22 protein-coding genes are annotated in these 25,468 nt (G+C 67.3%); 9 read left to right on the top strand and 13 right to left on the bottom strand.

Features of this window, described 5'->3' with window-relative positions:
* Positions 1 to 2: 2 nt before the first annotated feature.
* From KT882_RS12245 to KT882_RS12235, 3 genes are all read right to left on the bottom strand, one after another.
* Positions 3 to 1,457 (bottom strand): Ppx/GppA phosphatase family protein, encoded by a 1,455-nt coding sequence (locus KT882_RS12245; protein ID WP_161073992.1) that lies wholly within the window; start codon positions 1,455 to 1,457, stop codon positions 3 to 5.
* Positions 1,458 to 1,604: 147 nt separating this feature from the next.
* Entirely contained in the window at positions 1,605 to 2,768 is a 1,164-nt protein-coding gene (locus KT882_RS12240) for a GGDEF domain-containing protein (protein ID WP_161073991.1), read from the bottom strand.
* A 33-nt stretch (positions 2,769 to 2,801) separates the two neighbouring features.
* Positions 2,802 to 3,077 (bottom strand): hypothetical protein, encoded by a 276-nt coding sequence (locus tag KT882_RS12235; protein WP_161073990.1) that lies wholly within the window; start codon positions 3,075 to 3,077, stop codon positions 2,802 to 2,804.
* A 149-nt stretch (positions 3,078 to 3,226) separates the two neighbouring features.
* Here KT882_RS12235 and KT882_RS12230 point away from each other — a divergent pair, with 149 nt between their 5' ends.
* Positions 3,227 to 4,018, top strand: a complete 792-nt coding sequence (locus KT882_RS12230; protein WP_228895945.1) for a spermine/spermidine synthase domain-containing protein — start codon at positions 3,227 to 3,229, stop codon at positions 4,016 to 4,018.
* A gap of 125 nt (positions 4,019 to 4,143) precedes the next feature.
* The gene (locus KT882_RS12225; RefSeq protein WP_228895943.1) at positions 4,144 to 7,011 is read left to right on the top strand and encodes a bifunctional diguanylate cyclase/phosphodiesterase; all 2,868 of its coding nucleotides are present in this window, start codon (positions 4,144 to 4,146) and stop codon (positions 7,009 to 7,011) included.
* Positions 7,012 to 7,052: 41 nt separating this feature from the next.
* Here the strand turns inward: KT882_RS12225 and KT882_RS12220 are convergent, their stop codons facing one another.
* The 4 genes from KT882_RS12220 to KT882_RS12205 all read right to left on the bottom strand — a co-directional run bounded on the left by KT882_RS12220 (position 7,053) and on the right by KT882_RS12205 (position 8,490).
* The gene (locus KT882_RS12220) at positions 7,053 to 7,517 is read right to left on the bottom strand and encodes an acyl-CoA thioesterase (protein WP_161073987.1); all 465 of its coding nucleotides are present in this window, start codon (positions 7,515 to 7,517) and stop codon (positions 7,053 to 7,055) included.
* 33 nt (positions 7,518 to 7,550) lie between these two features.
* Positions 7,551 to 7,919: a hypothetical protein gene (locus KT882_RS12215; protein ID WP_161073986.1), complete on the bottom strand. Its 369-nt coding sequence runs from the start codon at positions 7,917 to 7,919 to the stop codon at positions 7,551 to 7,553.
* Between the two features lie 111 nt (positions 7,920 to 8,030).
* Complete coding sequence (locus KT882_RS12210) at positions 8,031 to 8,180, bottom strand: hypothetical protein (RefSeq protein WP_187358784.1); 150 nt, start codon at positions 8,178 to 8,180, stop codon at positions 8,031 to 8,033.
* A gap of 157 nt (positions 8,181 to 8,337) precedes the next feature.
* Positions 8,338 to 8,490, bottom strand: coding sequence for a hypothetical protein (locus tag KT882_RS12205; RefSeq protein WP_187358783.1), 153 nt, complete (start codon positions 8,488 to 8,490; stop codon positions 8,338 to 8,340).
* Between the two features lie 134 nt (positions 8,491 to 8,624).
* Here KT882_RS12205 and KT882_RS12200 point away from each other — a divergent pair, with 134 nt between their 5' ends.
* The 6 genes from KT882_RS12200 (at position 8,625) to KT882_RS12175 (ending at position 15,220) form a co-directional block, all read left to right on the top strand.
* Entirely contained in the window at positions 8,625 to 9,482 is an 858-nt protein-coding gene (locus tag KT882_RS12200; RefSeq protein ID WP_228895941.1) for an FAS1-like dehydratase domain-containing protein, read from the top strand.
* 13 nt (positions 9,483 to 9,495) lie between these two features.
* Positions 9,496 to 10,656 (top strand): acyl-CoA dehydrogenase family protein, encoded by a 1,161-nt coding sequence (locus tag KT882_RS12195; RefSeq protein ID WP_161073984.1) that lies wholly within the window; start codon positions 9,496 to 9,498, stop codon positions 10,654 to 10,656.
* 10 nt (positions 10,657 to 10,666) lie between these two features.
* Entirely contained in the window at positions 10,667 to 11,845 is a 1,179-nt protein-coding gene (locus KT882_RS12190; RefSeq protein WP_161073983.1) for a CaiB/BaiF CoA transferase family protein, read from the top strand.
* Between the two features lie 118 nt (positions 11,846 to 11,963).
* Entirely contained in the window at positions 11,964 to 13,319 is a 1,356-nt protein-coding gene (locus tag KT882_RS12185; protein WP_228895939.1) for an MmgE/PrpD family protein, read from the top strand.
* Positions 13,316 to 14,176, top strand: coding sequence for an HpcH/HpaI aldolase/citrate lyase family protein (locus KT882_RS12180; protein WP_228895937.1), 861 nt, complete (start codon positions 13,316 to 13,318; stop codon positions 14,174 to 14,176). Before KT882_RS12185 ends, KT882_RS12180 begins: the two co-directional genes overlap by 4 nt.
* Before the next feature lie 45 nt (positions 14,177 to 14,221).
* The gene (locus KT882_RS12175) at positions 14,222 to 15,220 is read left to right on the top strand and encodes a TRAP transporter substrate-binding protein (protein WP_161073980.1); all 999 of its coding nucleotides are present in this window, start codon (positions 14,222 to 14,224) and stop codon (positions 15,218 to 15,220) included.
* A gap of 40 nt (positions 15,221 to 15,260) precedes the next feature.
* On the opposite strand, the gene KT882_RS12170 is transcribed toward KT882_RS12175, so the two are convergent.
* The 6 genes from KT882_RS12170 to KT882_RS12145 form a co-directional block, all read right to left on the bottom strand.
* On the bottom strand, positions 15,261 to 16,193 hold the full coding sequence (locus KT882_RS12170) for a LysR family transcriptional regulator (RefSeq protein ID WP_228895935.1): 933 nt from the start codon (positions 16,191 to 16,193) through the stop codon (positions 15,261 to 15,263).
* A gap of 35 nt (positions 16,194 to 16,228) precedes the next feature.
* Entirely contained in the window at positions 16,229 to 17,902 is a 1,674-nt protein-coding gene (locus tag KT882_RS12165) for a glycoside hydrolase family 30 protein (RefSeq protein WP_161073978.1), read from the bottom strand.
* A gap of 4 nt (positions 17,903 to 17,906) precedes the next feature.
* Positions 17,907 to 18,632, bottom strand: coding sequence for an SIMPL domain-containing protein (locus tag KT882_RS12160; protein ID WP_228895934.1), 726 nt, complete (start codon positions 18,630 to 18,632; stop codon positions 17,907 to 17,909).
* A gap of 72 nt (positions 18,633 to 18,704) precedes the next feature.
* On the bottom strand, positions 18,705 to 20,582 hold the full coding sequence (locus KT882_RS12155; RefSeq protein WP_228895932.1) for a hybrid sensor histidine kinase/response regulator: 1,878 nt from the start codon (positions 20,580 to 20,582) through the stop codon (positions 18,705 to 18,707).
* Complete coding sequence (locus KT882_RS12150) at positions 20,582 to 21,223, bottom strand: YfiR family protein (protein WP_228895931.1); 642 nt, start codon at positions 21,221 to 21,223, stop codon at positions 20,582 to 20,584. The genes KT882_RS12155 and KT882_RS12150 overlap by 1 nt, the downstream gene beginning before the upstream one ends.
* Positions 21,211 to 23,130 (bottom strand): TonB-dependent receptor plug domain-containing protein, encoded by a 1,920-nt coding sequence (locus KT882_RS12145; protein WP_228895929.1) that lies wholly within the window; start codon positions 23,128 to 23,130, stop codon positions 21,211 to 21,213. Before KT882_RS12145 ends, KT882_RS12150 begins: the two co-directional genes overlap by 13 nt.
* Positions 23,131 to 23,682: 552 nt before the next feature.
* Between KT882_RS12145 and KT882_RS12140 the strand changes: the two genes are divergently transcribed.
* Positions 23,683 to 25,464, top strand: coding sequence for an ABC transporter permease (locus KT882_RS12140; RefSeq protein ID WP_228895927.1), 1,782 nt, complete (start codon positions 23,683 to 23,685; stop codon positions 25,462 to 25,464).
* Positions 25,465 to 25,468: the final 4 nt, after the last annotated feature.

Below are 25,468 nucleotides of genomic sequence, written 5' to 3'. Positions count from 1 at the left end.
GGTCAGGCCGTGGCCCGTATGCTGAAATCCACGCCCACCTCGTCCCATAGCTCCTGCTCCTTCTCCATCCAGTAGGATACGGTCGGATGGCCGGTCACCCATTCGCGCCGCAGCTCCAGTTCGATACGGTTTTTCATGCGCAGCCTCAGCTCCGTGAAATCGATCTCTATGCGCGAATGCATGAACAGGATGGCCAGGCGCAGCGCCACCACGGCCTTGGCGAAGTCCGCGTCGGCCAGGAACTCGCCCACCTTGCGCAGATTGCCCTTCTGCGCCACGATCAGGCGCCCCATGGTTTTCTGGTCGCGCGTGGTGAAGCCCGGCAGGTCCGCGTTCTCCACCATATAGCAGGCGTGCTTGTGGTAGCCGGTTTGCGACACCGCCATGCCCACCTCGTGCAGCAGGGCGCTCCAGGACAGCAGGCGCGTGTAGTTGTCGGTGACGGGTTTCATCTGCGCGTACAGCGCGCCGGCGTATTCGGCCACGCGGTCGGCGCGCGCCTCGTCGACCTGGAAGCGCTGCAGGAAGGCGCGCACCGACTGGTCGCGCCGGTCGCGCTTGGTCGAGCGCAGGTGCAGGTCCCACATCACGCCCACGCGCAGGCCGGCCTCTATCGGCGTGAGCGTAGCCACGCCCAGTTCATGCACCAGCGCGATCAGCACGGCCAGGCCGCCGACGATGGTGCCGGCGCGGTCCGGGCGAAGGCCCGGCATGTCCATCTTGCTCACGTGGCCGGCCGCGATGAAGCGCTTTTTCAGCGCCTCCAGGCTGACCGCCGTCACGCCGTTGCCCAGCTTGTTCTTCTCGATGATGTCCGCAATGGCGCGGATGGTGCCGGACGAGCCGTAGCACTTCTTCCAGTATTCGGGATGGTATGGCGGCGCCGCGTCCTCGAAATGGCTGCGCGCCGACAGGATGGCCGCCTCGAACGAAGGCCCGTCCACCCGGCCGCCGACGAAGAAGGACAGGCTTTGCTTGACGCTGCCGATGGAGAAGGACTCGACGCGCTCGATGTCGCTGCCGCGCCCCAGTATCAGCTCGGTGGAGCCGCCGCCGATGTCGATCACCAGGCGCCGCTCGCCCGGCAGGTTGAGGGCGTTGGACACGCCCATATAGATCAGCCGCCCCTCCTCCTCGCCGGAGATGATTTCGATGGGCTGGCCGATGGCCTGCTCGGCGGCGGGCAGGAAGGCGGCGGCGTTGCGCGCCAGCCGCAGGGTGGAGGTGGCCACCACGCGCACCGCTTCCAGCTCGTAGGCTTCCAGCACGGCGCGGAAGTTCTTCAGGCAGGACAGGGCCGACTGCATGGCCGCCTCGGTCAGGTTGCCGGAGGCGTCCAGGCCGGCCGCCAGGCGGATCGGCTCGCGCGCCGTCTTGACGACGCGGATCTCGTCGCCGTCGTGCCTGCCGATGGCGAGGCGAAAACTATTGGAACCCAGGTCTACCGCTGCGTACATGCTGACTGCTCCAGGTGTGGGTCCGTGTATTGATTCCAGCATCGATTTATACTGTTTATATGAAAATGCTACCACAGTACGGCTCGATTATGACGCGATGATGACAGTCTGTCTCCCGTGCGCGACGAAGGGCCTGGCCGGCAAGCGCTACACTTCGGCCATGGTCACGTCCGGCGCTTCCATCACCCGGTTGGCGCCGGCCAGCATGGCTTGCTGCAAGGCGCCGTCGGCGCGCTTGAACAGGGTGACGGTGCTGTCGTCGGCGCGGATGGTGGTCACGCCCATGCTGGCGGTGACGCTGATCATGGCCTTGTCGGCCCGCACCGGCTGCTCGGCGATGGCGGCGCGGATGCGCTCGGCCACCATGGCGGCGTCCTGCTGCGTGGTGCGCGGCAGCTGGATGGCGAATTCGGCGCCGCCCAGGCGGCCCATCAGGTCGCTGTCGCGCAGCTGCTTCTTGCAGATGTCGGCCATGGCCTTCAGCACCACGTCGCCCACGGTGTGGCCGTAGCTGTCGTTGACGCGCTTGAACTGGTCCATATTGAGGATGATCAGGGCGGTGGGCATGCCGGGGCGGCGCGCCAGCGCCATCCACGGCGCCAGCGCCTGGTAGAAGCCGCGCCGGTTCGGCACGTCCGTCAGCGCATCCATCACCTCCAGGCGCGCCAGCTCCGACTGCAGCTTTTCGCGCGACAGCAGCAGATAGCCGAAGGCGTTGGTCAGCATCATCAGGTACAGCGCGCCGAAGCCCACGCCCTGCAGCACGCCGGGGCCGATCCAGGACCAGCCCTCGGGATGCACGGCGGCCAGCAGGCCGCGCCCGGCCACCAGCACGCTCAGCGCCGCCATGGTGACCACCAGGTAGCGCCGCAGCATGGAGCCGCCGCGCCAGGCCAGCGCCAGCGCGGCCACGCCGGACAGGAAGAAGCCGCTGACAATGAGGAAGCCGGCGGCCGCGCGCGCGCCCGGCTCCACTTCCAGGAAATGGCAGGCCAGGTAGACGAAGGCGGCGCCGGCCAGCGCAGGCAGCAGCAGGCGGCGCCAGCCCGTCCGGCCGGCCGCCTCCCACAGCGCGCCCGCGTCCAGCGCCATGCCGGCGAACAGCAGCACATTGGCCAGGGGGCCGGTCAGCATGTCCGGCAGCACGCCGCGCAGGTACAGCAGGAACCAGGCCGCCGCCTGCAATTGCTTGGCGACCGCCCAGGTGGACAGGCTGAGGGACTTCTTGCTTTCGTACTGGAAGAAGAACAGCGCGGCGCACAGGCTCAGATTGCCCAGCGCCAGAGCCAATACCAGGGTTTTTATATCCATGTCGGGGACACCGGGCCGCGCCTGCGGCCCCGCTTAGACTTCGTGTTCGACGTTGGCGCTGCCGTCGCCGATCTTGCTGGCCCAGGCCTTGGAGAAGAATTCCTTCTCGTCCTCGGTGGGGGCGTCGTGCCAGAACACGATCAGCGTGCCCTTGTGGTCGTGGATTTGCGAAAATTTCTCGATAAAGCTGGATTTGCCGGCGATATCAGCCAGCGCCGCCACATAGCCATAAACGCGGCCCAGACGCTCGATGCGGTCAGGTTCGGTGAAGCTGTTTGTGGCGGTAATGGTCGGGTGATCTAAAAACATGGTGTGCTCTCTCCGCGGTGGCCGCTGCCTATGACGGCAATGTACCGATAAATAGTGTGCGTGTAAATGAATATGCGCGGGCGCATGCTCTCCGCTACAATTCCCCGAGCTTATCAGAACTTAATGGTTGACAACAAGGCCAGCGCCCCATGCAGTCCACTCCCGACCCCGCGCCAGCAACAACGGCAGCAGCGCCGCGCGTGCTCACGCGCGGCGGCCTGCGCACGCTGGAATTCCAGCCCGGCTTGATCCAGAGCGAAATGTGCTTGGCCGACCCCGACCGGCTGGTGCTGGCCTACGCGCGCGCCATGATGTGCTTTGTGCTGTTCCAGCCGCGTCCAGCCCACATCGTCATGGTCGGCCTGGGCGGCGGTTCGCTGGCCAAGTTCTGCTACCGCTACCTGCCGCACAGCCGCATCACCGTGGTCGAACTGCGCGCCGACGTGATCGCGCTGCGCGCGCAATTCGCCATTCCGCCGGACGACGAGCGCTTCCGCGTGGTGCACGCCGACGCCAGCCGCTACCTGGCCGGGCTGCGCGCGGCGGCCGACGTGCTGCTGGTGGACGGCTTCGACGGCGACGGCCTGCCGCCCGCGCTGAGCAGCGCCAGCTTCTACGCGGACTGCCGCCGCGCCCTGCGTCCCGGCGGCGTGCTGGTGGCCAATGTGTTCAGCTACGACCCGCAATACCCCGCCGTGCTGCGCCGCCTGCGGGCCTGCTTCCAGCAGCGCGTGGGCAGCTTCTACGGCATCGCCGGCAACAACCGCCTGCTGTTCGCGCTGAAAACCAGCCCCGGCGCCCCGCCTTCCCCGGCCCAGCGCGCGCTGCAGCGCACCGTGCACCGCAGGGGGCCGGCCTGGGGCCTGGCGCACCGCGTGCTGGCGCGCTGGACCGTGTTCCGGCTGCGCTGGCCCGGCCAGTTCGGAAGTATTACCAAATAGTAATAGTTGTTGTTCTTGGGAATTATTTTTGCGTGAAATTATGCCATGTGGCAAGATTCTGTGACAAACTAGCGGCGGCCCCTCATGGGCCGGGTTCCGCCAATTTTTCACTGAACAGGAAAGTAATGACACGTCGCCGCAAATCCACCCTGACTGTTGCGGCGGCCTGCACCCTGGCCGTGGGCCTGCTAATCTCCTGCGTGCTGTTCGCCGCCGTGGGGGCGCTGGAATACGGCAAGATGCAACTCGATTTCGAACAGCGCGCCAACCTGCGCACCAGCGCCATCCAGCGCGGCCTGAACGAGGCGGTGCAGGTGCTGAAAGTGACCAACCAGCTGTTCGTGGCCGCCGCGCCGGTCAGCCGCCAGCAGTTCCACGACTTCACCGCGCCGCTGCTGCAGCAATACCCGTTTATCCAGGCCTTCAACTACCACCGCATCGTGACGCTGGCCGAGCGCCCGGCCTACGAGGCCGACATGCGGCGCGAGTTCCCCGGCTTTGCCATCACCGAGCATGACAACGGCGTGCTGCGCCCGGCCGGCGAGCGGCCCTCTTACGACGTGGTGCATCTCCTGGAACCCATGGACGCCAACCGGCGCGCCTTCGGCCTCGATTCCGGCTACACCCCGCAAATGCAGCGCGCCATCGACGAGATCCTCACCACCGGCGAACCGCGTTCCACCGGCCTGCTCAAGCTGGCCCAGTCCAAGGGCAACGAACCCGGCCTGGTGATGGTGACGCCGGTCTACCGTGCCGGCGCGCCGGTGGGCAGCGCGGTCGAGCGCAAGGCCGCCTGGCAGGGCGACACCGCCACCGTGATCCGGGCCACCTCGCTGGTGAGCAAAATCCTGCAGTCGGCCGGCCTGCTGGCCGACAGCGGCCTGGCGCTGCGCGTCTACATCGGCGCGCCGGCGCAGGCCGGCAACCTGGTCTTCAGCCACGGCGAGCTGCCCGACGCGCCCGGCGCCGCCAATCCGCTGGCGCGCTGGCTGGCCTTCCACCAGCACGCGCTGTACCGCCAGACCTACACCGTGCTGGGCCAGCCGTGGGAGATGCGCGTGACCGCCCTGCCCCAGCCCTTTATCGACACCCACCTCGGCTCGCTGTGCACGCTGCTGGGCGGCGTGCTGTTCAGCGTGCTGATGGCGGCGCTGGTGCAAAGCCTGGTGCTGCGCTCGCGCCGCGTGCAGATGCTGGTGGACGCGCGCACCACCGAACTGCGCCTGTCCAATGAGCGCCTGGCCGCCGACGTGGCCATGCGCAAGCACACCGAACGCGCCTTGCTCGACAGCGAGCAGCGCTTCCGCCGCCTGCTGGCGCTGTCATCGGACTGGTACTGGGAGCAGGACGCCTTCTTCCGCTTCACCAGCATCACCGATGGCTTCTTTGAAAAAGGCCACATCAGCCCGGGCCGCTTCATCGGCCGGACCCGCTGGGACAGCACGCCGGAGATGCTGAGCACGCGCTGGGGCCGCGACCATATCGCCCGCCTGGAGGCGCGCCTGCCCTTCTCCAACCTCGAATACGCCATCACCGGCGACGACGGCGTGCTGCGCTGGTACAACACCAGCGGCGAGCCGGTGTACGACGCGCGAGGCGAGTTCAAGGGCTACCGCGGCACCGGCAGCGAGATCACCGAGCGCAAGCTGTCCGAGCAGCGCATCCAGCACATCGCCCACCACGACGTGCTGACCGGCCTGCCCAACCGCGCGCTGCTGCAGGACCGCCTGGGCCAGGCCATCGCCTACGCCAACCGCAGCGGTCATCCGATGTGGGTGCTGCTGATCGACCTGGACCGCTTCAAGTTCGTCAACGACAGCCTGGGCCACAAGGCCGGCGACCAGCTGCTCAAGACCGTGGCAGAGCGCCTGCAGACGGCGGTGCGCAGCAGCGACACGGTGGCGCGCCTGTCGGGCGACGAGTTCGTGGCCATCCTGGGCGAATCGAACGACGCGGCGCTGTCGCCGGACATCGTGCAGCGCGTGATGCAGGCGGTGGCCCAGCCGGTGCTCCTGGAGGGCAAGGAATTCTTCGTCACCTGCAGCATCGGCGTGGCGTCCTACGACGGCAACGGCAACGCCCAGCACCTGATCGAGCACGCCGACATCGCCATGTACGCGGCCAAGAAAATGGGCCGCAATATGTTCCAGTTCTACGAGCCGGCCATGAACGAGGAAGCGCAGGAGCGGCTGCGCATCGAGAACGCGATGCGCAAGGCGCTCGAGCGCGGCGAGTTCGCGCTGCACTACCAGCCGCAGGTGGACCTGGAGAGCGGCCGCATTATCGGCGCCGAGGCGCTGCTGCGCTGGCAGCATCCGGAGCTGGGGCTGGTGTCGCCGGCGCGCTTTATCGGCCTGGCCGAGGAAACAGGGCTGATCGTGCCGATCGGCGCCTGGGTGCTGCGCACCGCCTGCGCGCAGGCCAGGGAATGGCTGGAGCACAGCCACGGCCATGCGCCGATGCGGATGGCGGTCAACCTGTCGGCCCGCCAGTTCAGCCAGCCGGACCTGGTGCAGACCATCGCGGCGGTGCTGGCCGAGACCGGCCTGCCGCCGGCCTGTCTGGAACTGGAGCTGACCGAGAGCGTGTTCATGAATGATGTGGCGCAGGCCGTCAGCCTGCTGCGCCAGCTCAAGGCGCTGGGCGTGACCCTGTCCATCGACGACTTCGGCACCGGCTACTCCAGCCTGGCCTACCTGCGCGACTTCCCTATCGACGTGCTGAAGATAGACCGCTCCTTCGTGAACGACATCGTCACCGATCCGGACGACGCGGCCATCGTGGTGTCCGTGATCGCGCTGGCGCACAACCTGAAGCTACGCGTGGTGGCCGAAGGCGTGGAAAACCGCGAACAGCTGGACTTCCTGCAGCAGCACGGCTGCGACGCCATCCAGGGCTACTACTTCAGCCGCCCCGTGGCGCCGGAGCAGTTCGAACACATGGCGCGCCAGGGCCGCCATCTCGATTCCGCCAGTTCCACCATGGCCGCCTGAGCGCGGCGCGAATCAGCTAGCAACGCCGCGCATTGCTTTTGCTATTTGCGCTTGGGCGCGATCTGCTGGCGCGCGGCCTTGCGCAGCTTGGCCTGCTCGTAGCGGGCTTTTTGCTCGTCCGTCTCCGGCACCAGCGGCGGCACGGCGACCGGCTTGCGGTCCTTGTCCACCGCCACCATGGTGAAGTAGCAGCTGTTCGCGTGGCGCACCAGGCGCTGCTGGATGTTTTCCGTCACCACCCGGATTCCCACTTCCATCGAGGTGTTGCCGGTGTAGTTGATCGAGGCCAGGAAGGTCACCAGCTCGCCCACGTGGATAGGCTGCAAAAACATCACCTGGTCCACCGACAGCGTCACCACATACGCGCCCGAGTAGCGGCTGGCGCAGGCGTAGGCCACGCTGTCGAGATACTTCAGGATGGTGCCGCCGTGCACATTGCCGGAAAAGTTGGCCATGTCAGGGGTCATCAGTACGGTCATCGTCAGCTCGTGGGCCGACCAGTGCATTGCGCTATCCATAGCGAACCTTGAAGTGGTGGGTTAGATGCCTTGGGCTTCGATATCGGCCAGCGACTCGCGGCCCTTGTCGGTGATGTCGTAGCCGCCCGCTTCGCGCGGCACGATATGGGCTTTCTTGCCGAGGAAGGTGGCCACTTCGCTGTCCAGCTTGACGTCGCCGCCTTCGGCCACGGCGCGCAGGCCGAGCACGCAGCGGCGCAGGAACAGCGCTTGCTGGCCTTTTTCGGTCAGGGTGATGTGGCCGTTGCGGGCGATGCTGAACATCTTCAGCCCGGACAGGCGTTTGGTGTTGCGGCCGACGCATGCACTGATGCGCTCGCCCAGCTTGAGGCCGCGCGACACTTCTTTCAAAGCGTCATATTCATCGGCGGAGAGTTTTTCGTTTTTCATTGCCTAAATTCCAAAAGAGACTTGCGGCCCTCATGGTACGCGCCTGGCAGCGCCAGGGCAAGGCAATGCGGCCGCGAGCTTGCGCCCGGCGGCCTTTTCAGCGCGGAGAAATCAGTTCAACGCCTGGATCGCGAACCACGCGATGGCGGCGCCCGCCACTGCGGTAAACAGCAAGACAGCCTGTGCCCGCTTGGTGCCCAGGGCGCTCAGGGCGGCGTGACGGCGGCCAAGATAAATTTTATTGTGTAAGGAATTGCCCATGATGGCCTCCGAGATCAATAAACCGAATGTCGATGATTCATTATATGAATAGATTCGTGACGCTACTGTGACGGTGGGCACAAACATCGAAATTTGTAGCTGATCAGCAACGGCGTTTCTCGTCGATCAATATTGTCCGCGCAGCTACGCCCCGCCGTTACAGGCGCGCTTTGATGGGCGGCTGTGGCGGTTCCGGTTCTTCTATGGGCGGCGTCTCCGGCAAGGGCGTGTTGTCGGGCGGCGGATCCTTCTCCGGCTTGGGCGCCGGAATGTCCGGCTCGGGCGTGCTGTGCGCGTGGATGCGGCTCATGGTCTTCTCCTTCTGTTCCCGAAACGGAGCACTTGCCTCAAGCTGAAGCGAAGCCCCCCTTCCGAAATGGCAAATTGTGGCGTGCCTGCGCGCGGCCTACACTGGCTCATCGCTTCAATCTTGATGGGCCGACAATGAAACCCGACACCGACGACATCACCCTGTTGCAACAGTGGACCGGAAAAACGGAAACCCTGCATGACGTGGTGCGGCCCGAAGCGGTTGCCGCGCTGGCTGCCACGCTAGACTATCCGAGCGCGCCGCAGCACGGCGCACCCTTGCCGCCGCTGTGGCACTGGATTAATTTCTGGAGCACGGCGCCGCAGTCCGGCCTGGGGCCGGACGGCCATACGCGCCGGGGCGGCTTCCTGCCGCCGGTGCCGCAGCCGCGCCGCATGTGGGCCGGCGGACGCCTGACCTTCCCCGGCAGCGTGCCGGTCGGCGCCGCCATCAGCCGCACCTCCACCATCCAGGACATCACGCAGAAATACGGCGCAGGCGGCCAGCTCACTTTCGTCACCGTGCGCCATGACATCCACCACGCTGGCCTGCTGGCCATTACCGAAGAACACGACATCGTCTACCGCGACCTGCCCGCGCCGGGCAGCGCCGGCCCCGCGCCCAAGATGCCGCCAGGCGAAGCGCAGTGGACGCGCAAGATCACGCCCGACCCGGTGCTGCTGTTCCGCTACTCCGCCCTCACCTTCAATGGCCACCGCATCCATTACGACCGCAGCTACACCACCGAAGTGGAAGGCTACCCCGGCCTGATCGTGCACGGCCCGCTGATCGCGACCCTGCTGATGGAGTTGCTGCGCGCCGAACTGCCGCAGGCGCGCGTGGCCGAATTCAGCTTCCGCGCCGTCTCGCCGCTGTTCGACATTGCCCCCTTCACCGTCAACGGCCGCCGCAACGCCGACGGCACCGCCACGCTGTGGGCCGCCAACAGCAAGGGCGAACTGGCCATGCAGGCCGAAGCCAAACTGGATTAAAAGAGGAGACACCATGCACACACCAAGCCAGGACCACCAGGACATCCGCGACGCCGTGCGCGCGCTGTGCGCCGAATTCCCGTCCTCCTATTTCCGCGACATCGACCAGCAGCGCGGCTACCCGGAAGCCTTTGTGGACGCGCTGACCAAGGCCGGCTGGCTGGCCGCGCTGATCCCGCAGGAATACGGCGGTTCCGGGCTGGGGCTGACGGAAGCCTCCGTCATCATGGAAGAAATCAACCGCTCGGGCGGCAATTCCGGCGCCTGCCACGGCCAGATGTACAACATGGGCACCCTGCTGCGGCACGGCTCCAAGGCGCAAAAGGAGTTCTACCTGCCCAGGATCGCCAGCGGCGAACTGCGTTTGCAATCGATGGCCGTGACCGAGCCCACCACCGGCACCGACACCACCAAGATCAAGACCACCGCCGTGAAAAAGGGCGACCGCTACGTGGTCAACGGCCAGAAGGTGTGGATCTCGCGCGTGCAGCACTCGGACCTGATGATACTGCTGGCGCGCACCACGCCGCTGGCGGACGTGACCAGGAAATCCGAAGGCATGTCCATCTTCATCGTCGACATCAAGGACGCCATGAAGCAAGGCATGTCGGTGGTGCCCATCCTGAACATGGTGAACCACGAGACCAATGAACTGTTCTTCGAAAACCTGGAGATCCCGGCCGAGAACCTGATCGGCGAGGAAGGCAAGGGATTCAAATACATCCTCGACGGCCTGAACGCCGAGCGCACGCTGATCGCCGCCGAGTGCATAGGCGACGGCTACTGGTTCATCGACAAGGTCACCAAATACGTCAACGAGCGCGTGGTGTTCGGCCGCCCGATCGGCCAGAACCAGGGCGTGCAGTTCCCTATCGCGAAAGCCTATGTGAACCTGGAAGCGGCCAACCTGATGCGCTACAAGGCCTGCGAGCTGTTCGACGCGCACCAGCCCTGCGGCACGCAGGCCAACATGGCCAAGATGCTGGCGGCGGACGCGTCGTGGGAGGCGGCCAACGCCTGCCTGCAGTTCCACGGCGGCTTCGGCTTCGCCCACGAGTACGACGTGGAGCGCAAGTTCCGCGAGACGCGCTTGTACCAGGTGGCGCCCATCTCCACCAATCTGATCCTGTCCTTCGTGGCCGAGCACGTGCTTGGCATGCCACGCTCGTTCTGAGGAGAGCACCATGCGCCCACTCGACGGCATCACCGTCATCACGCTGGAACACGCGATCGCCGCGCCCTTCTGCACCCGCCAGCTGGCCGACCTCGGTGCGCGCGTCATCAAGGTGGAGCGGCCCGGCGTGGGCGATTTCGCCCGCGCCTACGACGCCCGCGCGCGCGGCCTGGCCTCGCACTTCGTCTGGACCAACCGCTCCAAGGAAAGCCTGACGCTGGACGTGAAGCACGGCGAGGCCGCCGTCATCCTGGACAAGCTGCTGGCCGATGCCGACGTGCTGGTGCAGAACCTGGCGCCCGGCGCGGCGGCGCGGCTGGGCCTGTCCTACGAGGCGCTAAAGGACAAGTATCCGCGCCTGGTCGTGTGCGACATTTCCGGCTACGGCGCGGACGGGCCATACCGCGACAAGAAGGCCTACGACCTGCTGATCCAGAGCGAATCGGGCTTCCTGTCGATTACCGGTTCGCCGGACGAACCGGCCAAGGCGGGCTGCTCGATCGCCGACATCGCCGCCGGCATGTACGCCTACACCAACATCCTGGCGGCGCTGATCCAGCGCGGCAAGACCGGGCAAGGCTGCAATATCGACGTGTCCATGCTGGAGAGCATGGCCGAGTGGATGAGCTATCCGCTGTACTACGCGATGGACGGCGCCGCCCCGCCGCCGCGCGCCGGAGCCGCGCACGCCACCATCTACCCGTATGGCCCCTTCCCTGCCGGCGACGGCAAGACGGTGATGCTGGGCTTGCAAAATGAACGCGAGTGGGAGCTGTTCTGCGCCAAGGTGCTGCTGCAGCCGGAGCTGGCCAAGGATCCGCGCTACTCCTCCAATGCGGTGCGCACGGCGGCGCGGCAGGAACTGAGGGAAATGATCGTCAAGGTGTTCTCGGCCCTGAGCGCCGAGCAGGTGATAGCGCGGCTCGACAGCGCGCAGATCGCCAACGCCCACATGAACGACATGCACGACCTGTGGCAGCACGCGCAGCTCAAGGCGCGCGAGCGCTGGGTGGAAGTGGGCACGCCCGCCGGCCCCATGCCCGCGCTGCTGCCGCCGGGCGTGCCGAACACGTATGAAGCGCGCATGGACAGCGTGCCCGCGCTGGGGCAGCACACGGACGCGATCCTGGCCGGGCTGGGATACAGCCAGGACGCCATCGCCACCCTGCGCGCCGCCAGCGCCGTCTAAGCCGGCGGGTTACGGCTTTCAGCCTAACCCGCCCTACGCAGCCGCAGCCGCCAACGCCATCGAGAGCACGTAGGGCGGGTTAGGCCGAAGGCCGTAACCCGCCGAAACAGGAGACACAATGAACGCCATCAACCACCCCAGCCTGGCCCTGGCGACCTTCGCCGCCACGCTGCAATTCGAAACCATCCCCCACGAGGTGCTGCGCCGGGCCGAAGACCTGATGCTGGACTGGGCCGGTTCCGCGCTGGCCGGCAAGGGCGCGCGCCCGGTGGAAACCATCGCGCGCTACGCCGAACAGATGGGCGGCCCCGGTCCCTGCGAAATCCTGATCTCCCGCACCCGTGCCACGCCCATGTTCGCCGCCATGGTGAACGCCGCCGCGTCCCACTACGCCGAACAGGACGACGTCCACAACGGCTCCGTGTTCCACCCCGCCGCCGTGGTCTTCCCGGCCGCGCTGGCCGTGGCGCAGGCGCTGGGCCGCTCCGGCCGCGAACTGCTGACCGCCGTGGTGGCCGGCTACGAAGTGGGCATCCGCGTGGGCGAATTCCTCGGCCGCGCGCACTACAAGATCTTCCACACCACCGGCACCGCCGGCACCATCGCCGCCGCCGCCGCCGCGGGCCGCCTGCTCAACCTCACGCCCGAGCAGATGCTGCACGCCTTCGGCTCGGCCGGCACGCAGGCCGCCGGCCTGTGGGAGTTCCTGCGCGACGCCGCCGACTCCAAACAGCTGCATACCGCCAAAGGCGCCAGCGACGGCCTGATGTCCGCCTACCTCGCCCAGGCCGGCTTCACCGGCGCGCGCCGCATCCTCGAAGGCGCGCAGGGCATGGGCGCCGGCATGACGCGCGACGCCGACCCGGCAAAACTGACCGACCGCCTGGGCTTCCGCTGGACGCTGGCCGAAACCTCCTTCAAATTCCACGCCAGCTGCCGCCACACCCACCCCGCCGCCGACGCGCTGCTGCAAGTGATGCGCGAGCACAGCCTGGCGCCGGAGCAGATCGCCCATGTGGACTGCCATGTGCACCAGGGCGCCATCGACGTGCTCGGCCCCATGGTCAATCCGCAGACGGTGCACCAGGCCAAATTCTCCATGGGCACAGTGCTGGGCCTGATCGCCGAATTCGGCAGCGCCGGCTTGACCGAATTCGACTCCAGCTTCAATGCGCAGCGCGTGGCCCAATTCCGTGGCAAAGTACACATGGTGCTGGACAAAGAAGTGGACCAGGCCTACCCGGCGCGCTGGATAGGCAAGGTCAGCGTCCGCACCACGGATGGCCGCACGCTGCACGGCCGCGTCGACGAACCCAAAGGAGACCCCGGCAATACCCTGAGCCGCACCGAGCTGGAAGACAAAGCCGCGCGCCTGGCCGCCTTCAGCGGGGCCGCCAGCCCGGCTGAAATGGCCGCCCTGGCCGACAAAATCTGGTCCATAAGCCGCATCACCAATATGGGAGACTTGTTATGAGCACTGCCGTACATGCTGCCCCACCCGACGCCAGGCTGGCCCTGGCCCATTCCTTCCTGTTTGTCCCCGGCGACCGGCCCGAGCGCTACGCCAAGGCCTGCGCCTCGGGCGCGGACGTGGTCATCATCGACCTGGAGGACGCCGTGGCCCCCGCAGCCAAGGGCGCGGCGCGCGACGCGCTGGAAAACTGGCTGTCCAGCCCCGAAGGCCGGGCGCCCCATGTGCCGGTGCTGGTGCGCGTCAATTGCGTGAACTCCGGCTGCTTTGGCGACGACCTGATCCTGTGCCACCGGCCCGGCATCGCCGGCATCGTGCTGCCCAAGGCCGAGCGGGTGGCCGACGTGGCCAGCGCCTCGTCCAGCGCGCCGCTGTTTCCGCTGATCGAAACCGCACAGGGCTTCGCCAACCTGAGCCAGATCGTGACCGCGCCGCGCGTGCAGCGGCTCATGTTCGGTTCCATCGACTTCAAGCTCGACATGGGCATCCACGGCGACCGCGACGAGCTGCTCGTTTTCCGCTCGCAGATTGTGCTGGCCTCGCGCCTTGCCGGCCTGCGCCCGCCGGTGGACGGCGTGACGCTGGACCTGGGCGACGGCAGCGCTACCGAGGACGACGCCCGCTACGCGCACCGCATCGGCTTCGGCGGCAAGCTGTGCGTGCATCCCGGCCAGCTGGAGGCGGTGAACCGCGCCTTCCTGCCATCCGATGAGGAAGTGGCGTGGGCGCGGCGCGTGCTGGCCGCCGCCGAGGACGCGCGCGGCGCGGCCGTGGCGGTGGACGGCAAGATGATAGACAAGCCGGTACTGCTGCTGGCCCAGCGCATCGCCTCCGAGGCGGCGCGCAAGAATCTGCATTAAAAACCCCCAGGGGCCGGCAAGAGCCCTTCACCATCTGGAGACACCATGAAACTGCAATCCCTGCTGTTTGCGGCCGCCACTGTATTCGCGGCCAGCGCCTTTGCGCAAAATCCCATCATCATCAAGTTCAGCCACGTGGTCGCGACCGACACGCCGAAAGGCAAAGGTGCGCAGAAGTTCAAGGAGCTGGCGGAAGCGGCCACCAAGGGCCGCGTGAAGGTGGAGATTTATCCGAACAGCCAGCTGTACAAGGACAAGGAGGAGCTGGAGGCGCTGCAGCTGGGATCGGTGCAGATGCTGGCGCCGTCGCTGTCCAAGTTCGGCCCGCTGGGCGTGAAGGAGTTCGAGGTCTACGACCTGCCCTACATCCTTCCCAGCAAGGCGGCGCTGGAGCGCGTGAACGACGGTCCGGTGGGCAAGGCGCTGCTGAAGAAGCTGGAGGCCAAGGGCATCGTCGGGCTGGCGTTCTGGGACAACGGCTTCAAGGAAATGACGGCCAACAAGCCGCTGCGCACGCCGGCCGATTTCAAGGGCACCAAGATGCGCATCCAGTCGTCCAAGGTGCTGGACGCGCAGATGCGCGCGCTGGGCGCCAATCCGCAGGTGCTGGCCTTCTCCGAGGTCTACCAGGCCATGCAGACCGGCGTGGTGGACGGCAGCGAGAACACGCCGTCCAATATCTACACGCAGAAGGTGCATGAGGTGCAGAAGCACCTGACCGTGTCCGACCACGGCTACATCGGCTACGCCGTCATCGTGAACAAGAAATTCTGGGACGCGCTGCCGGCCGACGTGCGCACCGCGCTGGACGGCGCCATGAAGGAATCCACCAAGTACGCCAACGACATTGCGCAGAAGGAGAACGACGCCGCGCTGGAAGCGATCAAGAAGTCCGGCAAGACCGAGGTCTACACGCTCACGGCGCAGGAAAAAGCGGCCTGGCGCGCGGCCATGCAGCCGGTGCAGAAAACCATGGAAGAGCGCATCGGCAAGGAACTGATCGCTGCCTTCAACAAGGAAGCTGCGGCGGCGGAAGGCAAATAAGCTGCGGGCATGCCGGCGGGTTACGCTACGCTAACCCGCCCTACGCGCCCAATGTTCCTGTGGTCCCGCGTAAGCCGCCGTGCTCGGCCTCCATCGTACAAATGAAGTCGACCAGCTCGCGCGCATACAGCGGCAATGCGTCGAGCTTCTGCACCACCACGCTGCGTTCGCGCACCGCCCACGGCTCCGTCAATTCCACCAGCGCCAGCTTCATGCTGCGGCTCAGCCGCAACGCCGACGAATGCGGCAGGATGGCCACGCCCACATTGTTCTCCACCATCCGGCACATGGCCTCGAAGCCGCGCACCTGGATGCGCAATTGCAGCCGCTGCCCGGCTTCGTGCGCGGCGCGCGCCAGGAAGTGCTGCAACGTGCTGCCTTCGTGCAGGCCGATGTGCTGGTAGTCCAGCGTTTCCGCAAAACCTATCTGCCCGCGCGTTGCGAGCGGATGGTCTTGCGCCGTCGCCAGCACCAGGCGGTCGGTGGAAAACGGAATGATCTCCAGCCCGGCGCCCTGCACCGGGCCGGCCGCGATGCCGATATCGGCCGTCCCCTCCTGCACGCCGCGCACGATGTCCTGGTTGAGCCGCTCCTCCAGCGCCACGTTCACCTGCGGATGCACGCCCAGGAAGCGGCCCAGCACTTCGGGCATGAATTCGGTGACGGCGGTGGTGTTGGCGAAGATGCGGATATGGCCCTTGATGCCGTTGTTATATTGCTGCATCTCGCTTTTCAGGCGCTCCACCATCTGCATGAACTGCTGCGCGTGGGCCAGCAGCGTTTCGCCCGCGGGGGACAGCTGCACGCCCTTGTTCTCGCGGTACAGCAGCCGCGTGCCGAAGCGCGCCTCCAGCTCCTTGACCCGGTTGCTCGCCGCCGCCAGCGACATATGCATGCGCTCGGCGCTGCGGGTCAGGCTTTTCAGTTCGGCGATATGGATAAACAGGCGTAAATCAGTCAGGTCGAACAGCATGGCGCTCCTCTGGGCTAAGCGCCGATTCTACGCCATTATGGCCCGTCCCGAGGGGCAGCTGGCGTGGCGGCGGGACGCCAGACGTAGGTGGCGACGCTGGCGGGCGGGAGGGTGGCGGTGAAGGCTAGCGCGGCGGCCTGGATGGTGAAGGTGCGCGGCTCGGCGGCGGAGTTGACGGCGATGAGCGCCAGCGTGCCGTCGGGGTTGTCGAAGGCGGCGCTGTCGACGCCGTCCTTGGCCGCGCCGGAGGCGATGCGCCAGGCGCCGGCGCGCGCGAAGCGGCTGGCGTGTGCCAGCGCGTAGTATTCTGGATTGCGCGTGACCACGCCGCCCTCGCCCACCGTGACCACGCCCCGGCAGCCACGGCAGCCGCCTATGCGCGGGCCGCCCTGCCCGTCCAGCGCCAAGTTGCCCAGCATGATGCCCTTGGCCGCGCCGCGCGCCGCGCCCTGCACCAGCGTGCGCGCGAAATGGGTGAGGTTGTCGCTCCAGGCCGGAGCCCAGGCGCCGCCGGAGCATTCGGTGATGTAGCTGTCCTGGCCCGGATGGGCGGCCGCCACAGCGGCCTGCGCGCCCACGTCGCCGGCGTAGCAGTGCCAGGCCACGCCGGCCACGTACTGGCCTGCTGCCTTGTCGGCCAATACCTTGAGCGGGGCTTGCGGAGTGTCGCGGTTGCCGTCCCAGTCCAGTATCAGCGGGCCTTCGTCTTCCAGCAGCGGGCCGAGGTGCTTGCCTATCAGCTGCGCGCGGGCGGCGTCGTCCAGGCGCATGCCGGGGGCGTCGGCGGGCTCGGCGGATGGCTCGTTCTGCACGGTGATGGCGTGGATGGGAATGCCTTCCTCCAGGTAGACGTCCACGTAGCGTTTCAGGTAGCGGGCGTAGGCGTCGAAGGCCTCCGGCTTGAGCGTGCCTTGCAGCAGGCTGCCGCTGGTCTTCATCCAGCCGGGCGCGCTGGCGGGGCTGGCGATCAGTTCCAGCTCGGGGTTGTAGGCCAGCGCTTCCTGCAGCAGCGGCAGCAGGTGGGCGCGGTCGGGGTCGATGGAGAACTGGGCCAGGCCGTCGTCGGTCTGCCCGGGCGGCAGGTCGTTGTAGCTGTAACGGCCGAGGGCGAATTCGTTGGCGCCCAGCGGCAGCCTGGCCACGCTCAGGGCGATGCCGGGCGGCGGGCCGAACAGCTCGGCCAGCAGGGCCTTGCGCTGGGCGGGGTCCAGTTTTTCCGTCAGCAGCCAGGCGGACGAGGCGCTGATGGCGGCGCCGAAGCCGGACATGCGCTGCCGGCGCGCGCTGCGGTCGACGGTGATCACGAGCGGCGAAGCAGGCAGCGGGCCGGCGGTTTCCACGCCGGGCGACCAGGGCGTGAGCGCGCGCGGCGCAGCGCCCAGCGCGATGTCCGGCTGGCGCTGGAGCAGGCGGGACTGGTCGCCGGTGGTGAGCCAGGAGGCCACCATGCCGGGCGCAGGCTGGTCGATGGTGGATTGAGGCGGGACGGCAGCGGCTCCAGAAACGGCGTCCACGGCAACAGGCGCGGCGGCGCGGACGGCGGAGGCCTTGGCGGCTGGCGAGACTGCGGCTGGGGGAGCCGCGGCGGTGGGAGCGGCGGCTTTCGGCTCGGGACGCTGGGCGCCGGGCAGCCCGCCCAGGCCGCCCGCGCAGCCGCTGAGCGCCAGGACGGCGGCGGCGATCAGGGCGGGGGCGGCACGGCGCGCCATGGGCTTACTTGAAGCGGAACAGCACATCGACCGACTGCGACATCTTCATCGCCGTCACCAGCAGCAGATCCGCCGGGTCCGTGTCGTTGCGCTTGGTGTTGGCGCTGTTGCTGTTGCGCGGCCAGTCCACCGGGGCCAGGCCTATAGCCCGGGTGATGTTCTTGATCTCGTCCGACGACACGCCGGCCACCGGACCCACGCGCTTGCCGAAGCCCTTCGCGATCGAGTCCGCCTTGACGGTCGCTTCCTGCACGGCCTGCATCATCAGTTCCGCCTCCACCTTGGCGCGGTCTTTCAGGCCGAAGGTGGCGGCGAAGGCATCCAGGTTCTGCTTTTTCAGCAGCGGCATCATGATGTCGCGCCACTTGCCCAGGTCGCGCACCACGATGTGGATCGAGCATTTGATATCGTACTCAGGCTCGGAGGCGTTAGCGCTGGCCTTGCGGATCTGGCGGCGCATGTCGCGCACGTCCACGTCCGCGTCCGTCACGCCCTGCTCGGCCAGCAGCGCGCGGATCTCCAGCACGCGCTCCTGTATCACGGCCACCGCTTTTTCGGCCACCTGATCGTAGGCCGACACGTCGAAATCAATCTCGCCCATGTCCGGCCCCACGTACATGAAACCGGTGCCGCGCGCGTGGATGAAGGGATAGGACGGCAGCTCGGCAGCGACGGCGCCTTGCAGGGTAGCCAGCGCAAGCGCTGCGGCCAACAGGGATTTTTTCAGCATGGCAAAGTTATAAAATAGTAAATCACAAGTATTGCCGAATGGATAAACTTTAGCAACCGAAATGTGCGCCGCCTAGCCGCCGCCATCCAGTATGGCGAGGAACTGCTCCAGCCCCACCGGCTTCACCAGGTGGACCTGGAAGCCCGCCTCGAAGGCCAGTTGCCGGTCCTTCTGCTGGCCCCAGCCGGTGACGGCCACCAGCACCGTGCTGTGCAGGCCGGGAAGCTGGCGCAGCGCACGCGCCAGGTCGTAGCCGTTCAGTTGCGGCAGGCCGATGTCGAGGAAGGCGAAATCGGGCGCAAAGCCCGCCGCCAGATCCAGCGCCTCCTGCCCGCCGTGGCAGACGCGCACCGTGTGCCCGGCCGCGCTCAGCAGGATGCCGATGCCGTCGACGAAATCGGCATTGTCGTCCACCAGCAGGATGCGGTGCCGCCGCCGCTGGCCGTCCGCGCGCGGCGCCACGACGGCGTCGGCGGGCGGCGGCGGCATCAGCGGCAAGGTCACGGTGAACTCGCTGCCCTGCCCCAGGCCCGCGCTGGCCGCCGCCAGGCTGCCGCCGTGCAGCTCCACCAGCTTGCGCGCCAGCGACAGGCCCACGCCCAGCCCGGCCGTGCTGCGCTCGAGCGACGTGTCCGCCTGCACAAACATCTCGAAGATTTCGCCCAGCATATGCGGCGCCACGCCGATGCCGTTGTCGCGCACGCGGATGCGCAGGCTGTCCCCGTCCAGTTCGGCCAGCAGCGCCAGCTTGCCGCCCCGGTCGGTGTACTTGGCCGCGTTGTTCAGCAGGTTGGACAGCACCTGCGCCAGGCGCGTGCCGTCGCCATGCACGCACACGGGCGGCGGCGGCAGCACCACCTGCAGCTCGTGGCCCAGCGCGGACAGATAGGGCCGCACCAGCTCCAGCGCGTCGCCCACCACCGCGTGCAGCTGCACCGGCTCGCGCCGTATCGCCAGCTTGCCGGTATTGATGCGCGACACGTCCAGCAGGTCATCCACCAGCCGCACCATCTGCTTGAGCTGGCGCTCCATGATGGCGCGCGCCTTGGCGCCGGCGGCCAGGTCGTCCGGGTTCACGCGCAGCATGTCCAGCCCGGTGCGGATGGGCGCCAGCGGATTGCGCAATTCGTGCGCCAGCGTGGCCAGGAATTCGTCCTTGCGCCGGTCCGCCAGCAGCAGCGCGCGCTCGGCGCCCTGGCGCACCGCCATCTCGCGCTCCAGCGTCTGGTTGGCCTCCTGCAGCGCATAGGCGCGCCGTCCCACTTCGGCCAGCATATTGTTGAAGGCCCCCACCAGGGTGCCGATCTCGCCGCTGCCGGAAGGCGGCACGCGCAGGCTGAAATCGCGCTTCTGCATCACTTCGCGCGCCACGCCGGTCACCGCCGCCAGCGGCTCGGTGATGCCGCGCTGCAGCCGGCTGGCCACCAGCGCCGCCAGCAGCAGGCTCAGCACCATGACCCCGCCCAGGATGGCGGCATAGCTGCGCACCCGGTCTATCAGCCGGTAGCGCGCGCTCAGGTAGATGCTGCCGATGACCTCGCCGTTCTCGACGATGGGATGGTTGACCACCAGCCGCCCGCTCTCGATGCTGTAGCCCGGCCGTCCCGGCTTGTCGGGGAACACCGGCGTGTCCTGCACCGACTGCGCGTAGGCGGCGAACAGCTTGCCGTTGGCGGCGTAGATGGCGCCGGCCTGGATTTGCGGGCGCACCCGCAGCAGCGACAGGTTCTGCCGCGCCGCCGTCTGGTCGTTGAAGCTGAGCGCGGGCATGCTGACCGCCGCCACGATTTCCGCCTGCGTGGTCATGTCGTCCACCCAGTACTGCTGGAATGAGTCGAGGTCGTACAGCAGCATGGCGGCGGAGGACGCAACCAGCGCCACGAAGGTGGTTGCCAGGGCCATCAGTATCAGCTTGCCGCGCACCGTGCCTGGCTTCAGGCGCGCCAGCATCAAGAGCCGCCCTTGTTCACATGGTAGGCCACCGACAGCAGGCGCGAGCTGAGCTTGAGCCTGCTTTTCTCGGCCGCCGGCAGCGACACTTCAAAGCGCACGCGGTCTTCCACCAGCAGGAAATTGATGGTGCCGCCCTGCTGCAGGCCGTCGCTGTTTTCCGTCACACCGAGCGCGCCTGCCTGCTGCGCCGCGCGCAGCATGGCGCCCGGCCGCTCGGCTTCCCTGCCGACAAACAGCATGTGCAGGCCGGCGGGCGGGTCGCCCTCGTGCAGCACGCGCACGGCGATGGCGCGCGCACCGACCTGGCGGCCGGCGGTGATGCGGGACAGTTCGGCGGCGATATCGTCCGCGTCCAGCACGCCCACCACCAGCGGGCCGGCCGCGTCCACGCCGGCGCCGAATTCAACATAGCCGAGGAATTTGTACAGGAAGGCCGCTTTCACGCTGCGCTCCACATTGGCCGGCGCCTGCACGGGCGCGTCCGCCCCGCCGGCCAGGCAGTGCAGGGCCAGGCACAGATAGGCGGCCAGCAGCAGCCAGCGCGCGCTTGACAGGCCGCGCCAGGGCCGGGTCCAGCGTTGCGCCAGGGGCAGCGCAAAGCAGACGGCGCCGGCGGCGGCAGGAATCAGAATCGCCATGTTACTTTCAGCAATGCGCTGCGCTCGAGTACGCTGCGGTTAGGCGCGGCGGCCCATTCGGCATGCCTGGCATGCAGCAGGTTCTGGCCTATCAGCGCCACGTCGACGTCGGGCCGCACACGCCATAGCCATTGCACGTCCATTTCATAATAGGACGGCACCACGGGATGCGGCAGTTTCCCATTGTAGCGCAGCGTCAGGTCCAGTTGCTGGGCATCGGACAGCTCATGCGAGGAGCGCAGCAGCCAGTGCAGGCGCGGGTCATTGGGCAGGAAGATGCCGGCCTGCAGGCTGTCGCGGCTGCCCGGCTTGAGGCCCAGCTTGACGTTCTGCGCGGTCAGCCCGCCGCTCAGGCGCCAGTTGGGCGTGGCCTGCCAGCGCGCCCACAGCTCCAGGCCGCGCGTGGTGGCCTGGCCCAGGTTGCGGAATTCGCTGCCCAGCACCGGCAACGGTTCCATGGTGCGCAGCTTGTCGTAGTCGGCATAGAACAAGGTGCCGGAATAGCTCCAGCGCGCGCTGGGCTGCGCGCGGTAGCCCAGCTCGGCCACATTGGCCACCTCGGATTCGAACTGCTGGCCGCCGCCGATAACAAAGCGCGGCTGGCCCGCGATGATGATGGGCGTGCCCGGCACATACCAGTCGCGGTCGATGCGCGACGGTGCGCGCACGGTACGCGCCAGGCTGGCCCACAGCAGCTGGGCCGCGTCCGGCATCCACGCCGCGCGCAGGCTGGGCAGGTATTCGGCGCCGGTATAGTTGTTGTGCTCGGCCTTCAGGCCGGCGGTCAGCTTGAACTGCGGCGTGACGGCGATCTCGTCCTGCGCGAACAGATTCCCCCAGTGCATATTGAGCTTGCCGGGCAGGAAGGCGTAGCCGCCGGGTGTGACCTGGTCGCGGCTGTGGCGGTAGCCGCCGCCCCACACCAGGCTGTGCACGCGGCCGAAGCGCACGCCGTGCTGCGCCTCCAGCTCCGCCGTGTCCAGCCGTTCGATAAAGTTGGCCGGCTGGTTGCGCTCGGTATGGTCCAGCACCAGCTGCACGCGCAGGTCGGCATCGCCGGGCAGCTTGCGGGTGTAGCGGCTCACCAGGTTGGCGCCCGAGATGTAGATGTCGCGCGTGGTGGCCTGGCCGAGCGCGCCCTGGTAGGCGTTGCCCAGCATGGTGAAGCCGCCCTGCAGCACATCCATGTCGGCGCGGAAGCCGGCCAGGCGCCGCCGCATGCCGGTGACGGTATCCTTGCCGGCGGCCGAGGTAGTGGCGTCCACATCCATGTAGCGTGCGTACAGCCGGTAGTGGGCGCCGTTGTCCAGCTTGCCGCCGTAGCGCAGCGTGCCGTCCTTTTCGTCCGCGCCGCCCGCCACGCTGGCCAGGCCGCCCTGCGTGTCCTTGGCCGAACGCGTAATGACGTTGATGACGCCATTGACCGCATTCACGCCCCAGATGGTGGCGCCCGCGCCGCTGATGACCTCGATGCGTTCCACGTCCTCCATCACCACGTCCTGCGCGTCCCAGTACACGCCGGAGAACAGTGGCGAATAAACGCTGCGGCCGTCTATCAGCACCAGCAGCTTGTTTTCGAAGGCGTTGTTGAAGCCGCGCGCGGTGACCGCGTAGTTGCGCGCGTCGATGCGCGCCACCTGCAGATTGGGCGCCAGGCGCAACGCCTCGGGCAGGCTGCGCACGCCGCTGCGGCGCAGCTCGCTGCCGGTGATGATGAAGACGGACGCGGCCGCATTGCTCAGCCTTTCGTCCTGGCGCGACACGGAGGTGATGACGATATTGCTCAGCTGTTCAATCGACAGGTCGGCCAGGTCGCTGTCCGCCAGGACTGCGGCGTGGGCTGCCGGGCCGGCAAGCGAAAGGGAAAGCAGCAAGGGGAGCAAGCTCTGCGGGGCGCGTTTTGTCATGGCCGGACTCTCCAGTGGCTGGTCTGAAAAGATTATAAACATTTCCCTCGGGCCCACCCGTTAGATTTGCAGATTTGCAATTGTTCAGGACAGCGAGTGGGGGCGGATGCAACAGTCATTCCGCGTTAAGGACATGTTAAGAAGCGCTTAGGACGGCCTTAGGCTGGTCAACATTCAACCATCAATGTATTGACCAGCCGCAAGTAGCTGGATAGACTCGCGCTGTTTACGTTTTATGGAGCCCCTTCATGGGCACTTGTTCGAGTGGTAGTTGTAGCCAGGCCCGCCCTGGCTCCGCCCCGGCAAGATAACGCAGGCCTCCCCTGCCGTCATCCTGCCTTGCGCGGATGATGGTGTCTTTCCCGCCCCGGAACCGTTCCGGCGCAGGACTTTCCCCACACTGATTTGTTTGCATGCCCTGCCGGCCCAGCCGCGCGCTGCCCATGCCTACGCATGCCGGCGCGCCGCCGCTGGCCGCAGGCTTCGTGGCCCGCGCGCGACCGCGCAGGCCGGAACCCGGCTGCCCCCGCGCAGCCCGTATCGGGATTGCTTATGGTTGAACTGTTCTTCCCCCGCCGCGCCGGCGCGGCCGCCACCGTCGCAGCGTGGCGCGCATCCGGCCCCAACCGCTGGGACTGGGCCTTGCTGCCGCTGGTGCTGGCCGTGCTGGCCGCCGCCGGCTTCGGCGCCTCGCAGATGGCGCGCCCCTTCACGCTGGGCCAGCCCGCCGTGATCGCGCTGGACGCCGCCTGGCTGCCCTACTACCTGCTGCGCACCATGCTGCGCATGTTCATGGCGCTCGGCTGTTCGCTGCTGTTCGCCTTCGTGTTCGCTGCGGTGGCGGTCAAGTCCCGCGCCGCCGAAAAGGTGCTGCTGCCGCTGCTCGACGTGCTGCAGTCGGTGCCCATCCTCGGCTTCCAGGCGATTGCCATCGCGCCCTTTATCGCGCTCTTCCCCGGCAATCTGCTGGGCGTGGAATGCGCCGCCGTCTTCGCCATCTTCACCTCGCAGGCGTGGAATATGGCGTTCAGCCTGTACCAGTCCATGCGCAACGTGCCGGCCGAACTGAACGAGGCCGCGCGCGTGTTCTGCCTGTCCGGCTGGCAGCGCTTCTGGCGCCTGGAGCTGCCCTTCGCCATGCCCAACCTGCTGTGGAATATGATGATGTCCATGTCCGGCGGCTGGTTCTTCCTGGTGGCGGCCGAGGCCATCTCGGTGGCGGGCCAGGACATCAAGCTGCCCGGCATCGGCGCCTATATCGCCGTGGCCATCGAGCAGGAAAACGGGCGCGCGATCGCGCTTGCCATCGCGGCCATGCTGGCCGGGATCGTGCTGTACGACCAGCTGTTTTTCCGCCCGCTGCTGGCCTGGGCCGACAAATTCCGCTTCGAGGACACCCAGGGCGACACGGCGCAGCGCTCCTGGCTGCTGGACTGGGGCCGCCGCAGCCGCTGGACGCGCAAGCTGACCGGCCAGTTCTGGACCGCCATGCACAGCACGCTGGGCTGGTTCGCTGCCGCTCCCGCAGGCGAGCGCCCCGCAGCCGCGCCGCCCGCGCCACGCGGAGCGCAGGCATGGCTGCGCGGCCTGCTGGCGCGGCACGGCGCATGCGCCTGGGACGTAGCCATTGTCCTGGCCGCGCTGCTGGCGGCCTGGCAGCTGCTCATGTTCGTGCACGGCACGGTGGGCTGGGCCGAGGTGGCGCACGTGGGCGGGCTCGGTTTCATCACCCTGCTGCGCGTGATGGTGCTGATCGCGCTGGCGTCCCTGCTGTGGGTGCCGGTGGCGGTATGGATAGGCCTGCGGCCGCGCTGGGCGCAAGGCGTGCAGGCGGTGGCGCAGTTCCTGGCCGCCTTCCCGGTCAACCTGATGTTCCCGGTGGTGGTCTACCTGATGGTGGCATTGGAGCTCCAGCCCAATATCTGGCTCAGTCCCTTGATGGTGTTCGGCACGCAGTGGTACATCCTGTTCAACGTGGTGGCGGGCGCCTCCACCATACCGAACGAGCTGCGCCTGGCGGCGGACAACCTGGGCCTGAAAGGCTGGCTGAAATGGAAGCGCGTGTACCTGCCCGCCGTGTTCCCGGCTTACCTGACGGGCGCCATCACCGCCTGCGGCGGCTCGTGGAACGCCAGCATCGTGGCCGAATACGTCACCTGGGGCAAAACCACGCTGGCGGCCGATGGCCTGGGCAGCTATATCAAGCAGATGACCGACGCGGGCGACTTCCACCGCATCGCGCTGGGCGTGAGCGTCATGTGCATCTTCGTGATGCTGTTGAACCGATTCTTCTGGACCCGCATGTACCGGCTGGCCGAAAACCGTGGACTGTAAGGAG

Origin of the sequence: Pseudoduganella aquatica (genome assembly GCF_020865585.1) — a bacterium.
GTDB lineage: Bacteria > Pseudomonadota > Gammaproteobacteria > Burkholderiales > Burkholderiaceae_D > Rugamonas > Rugamonas aquatica_A.
The sequence above is the reverse complement of the archived record's forward strand: the minus strand, read 5'-3'. Positions and strand labels throughout refer to the sequence as shown.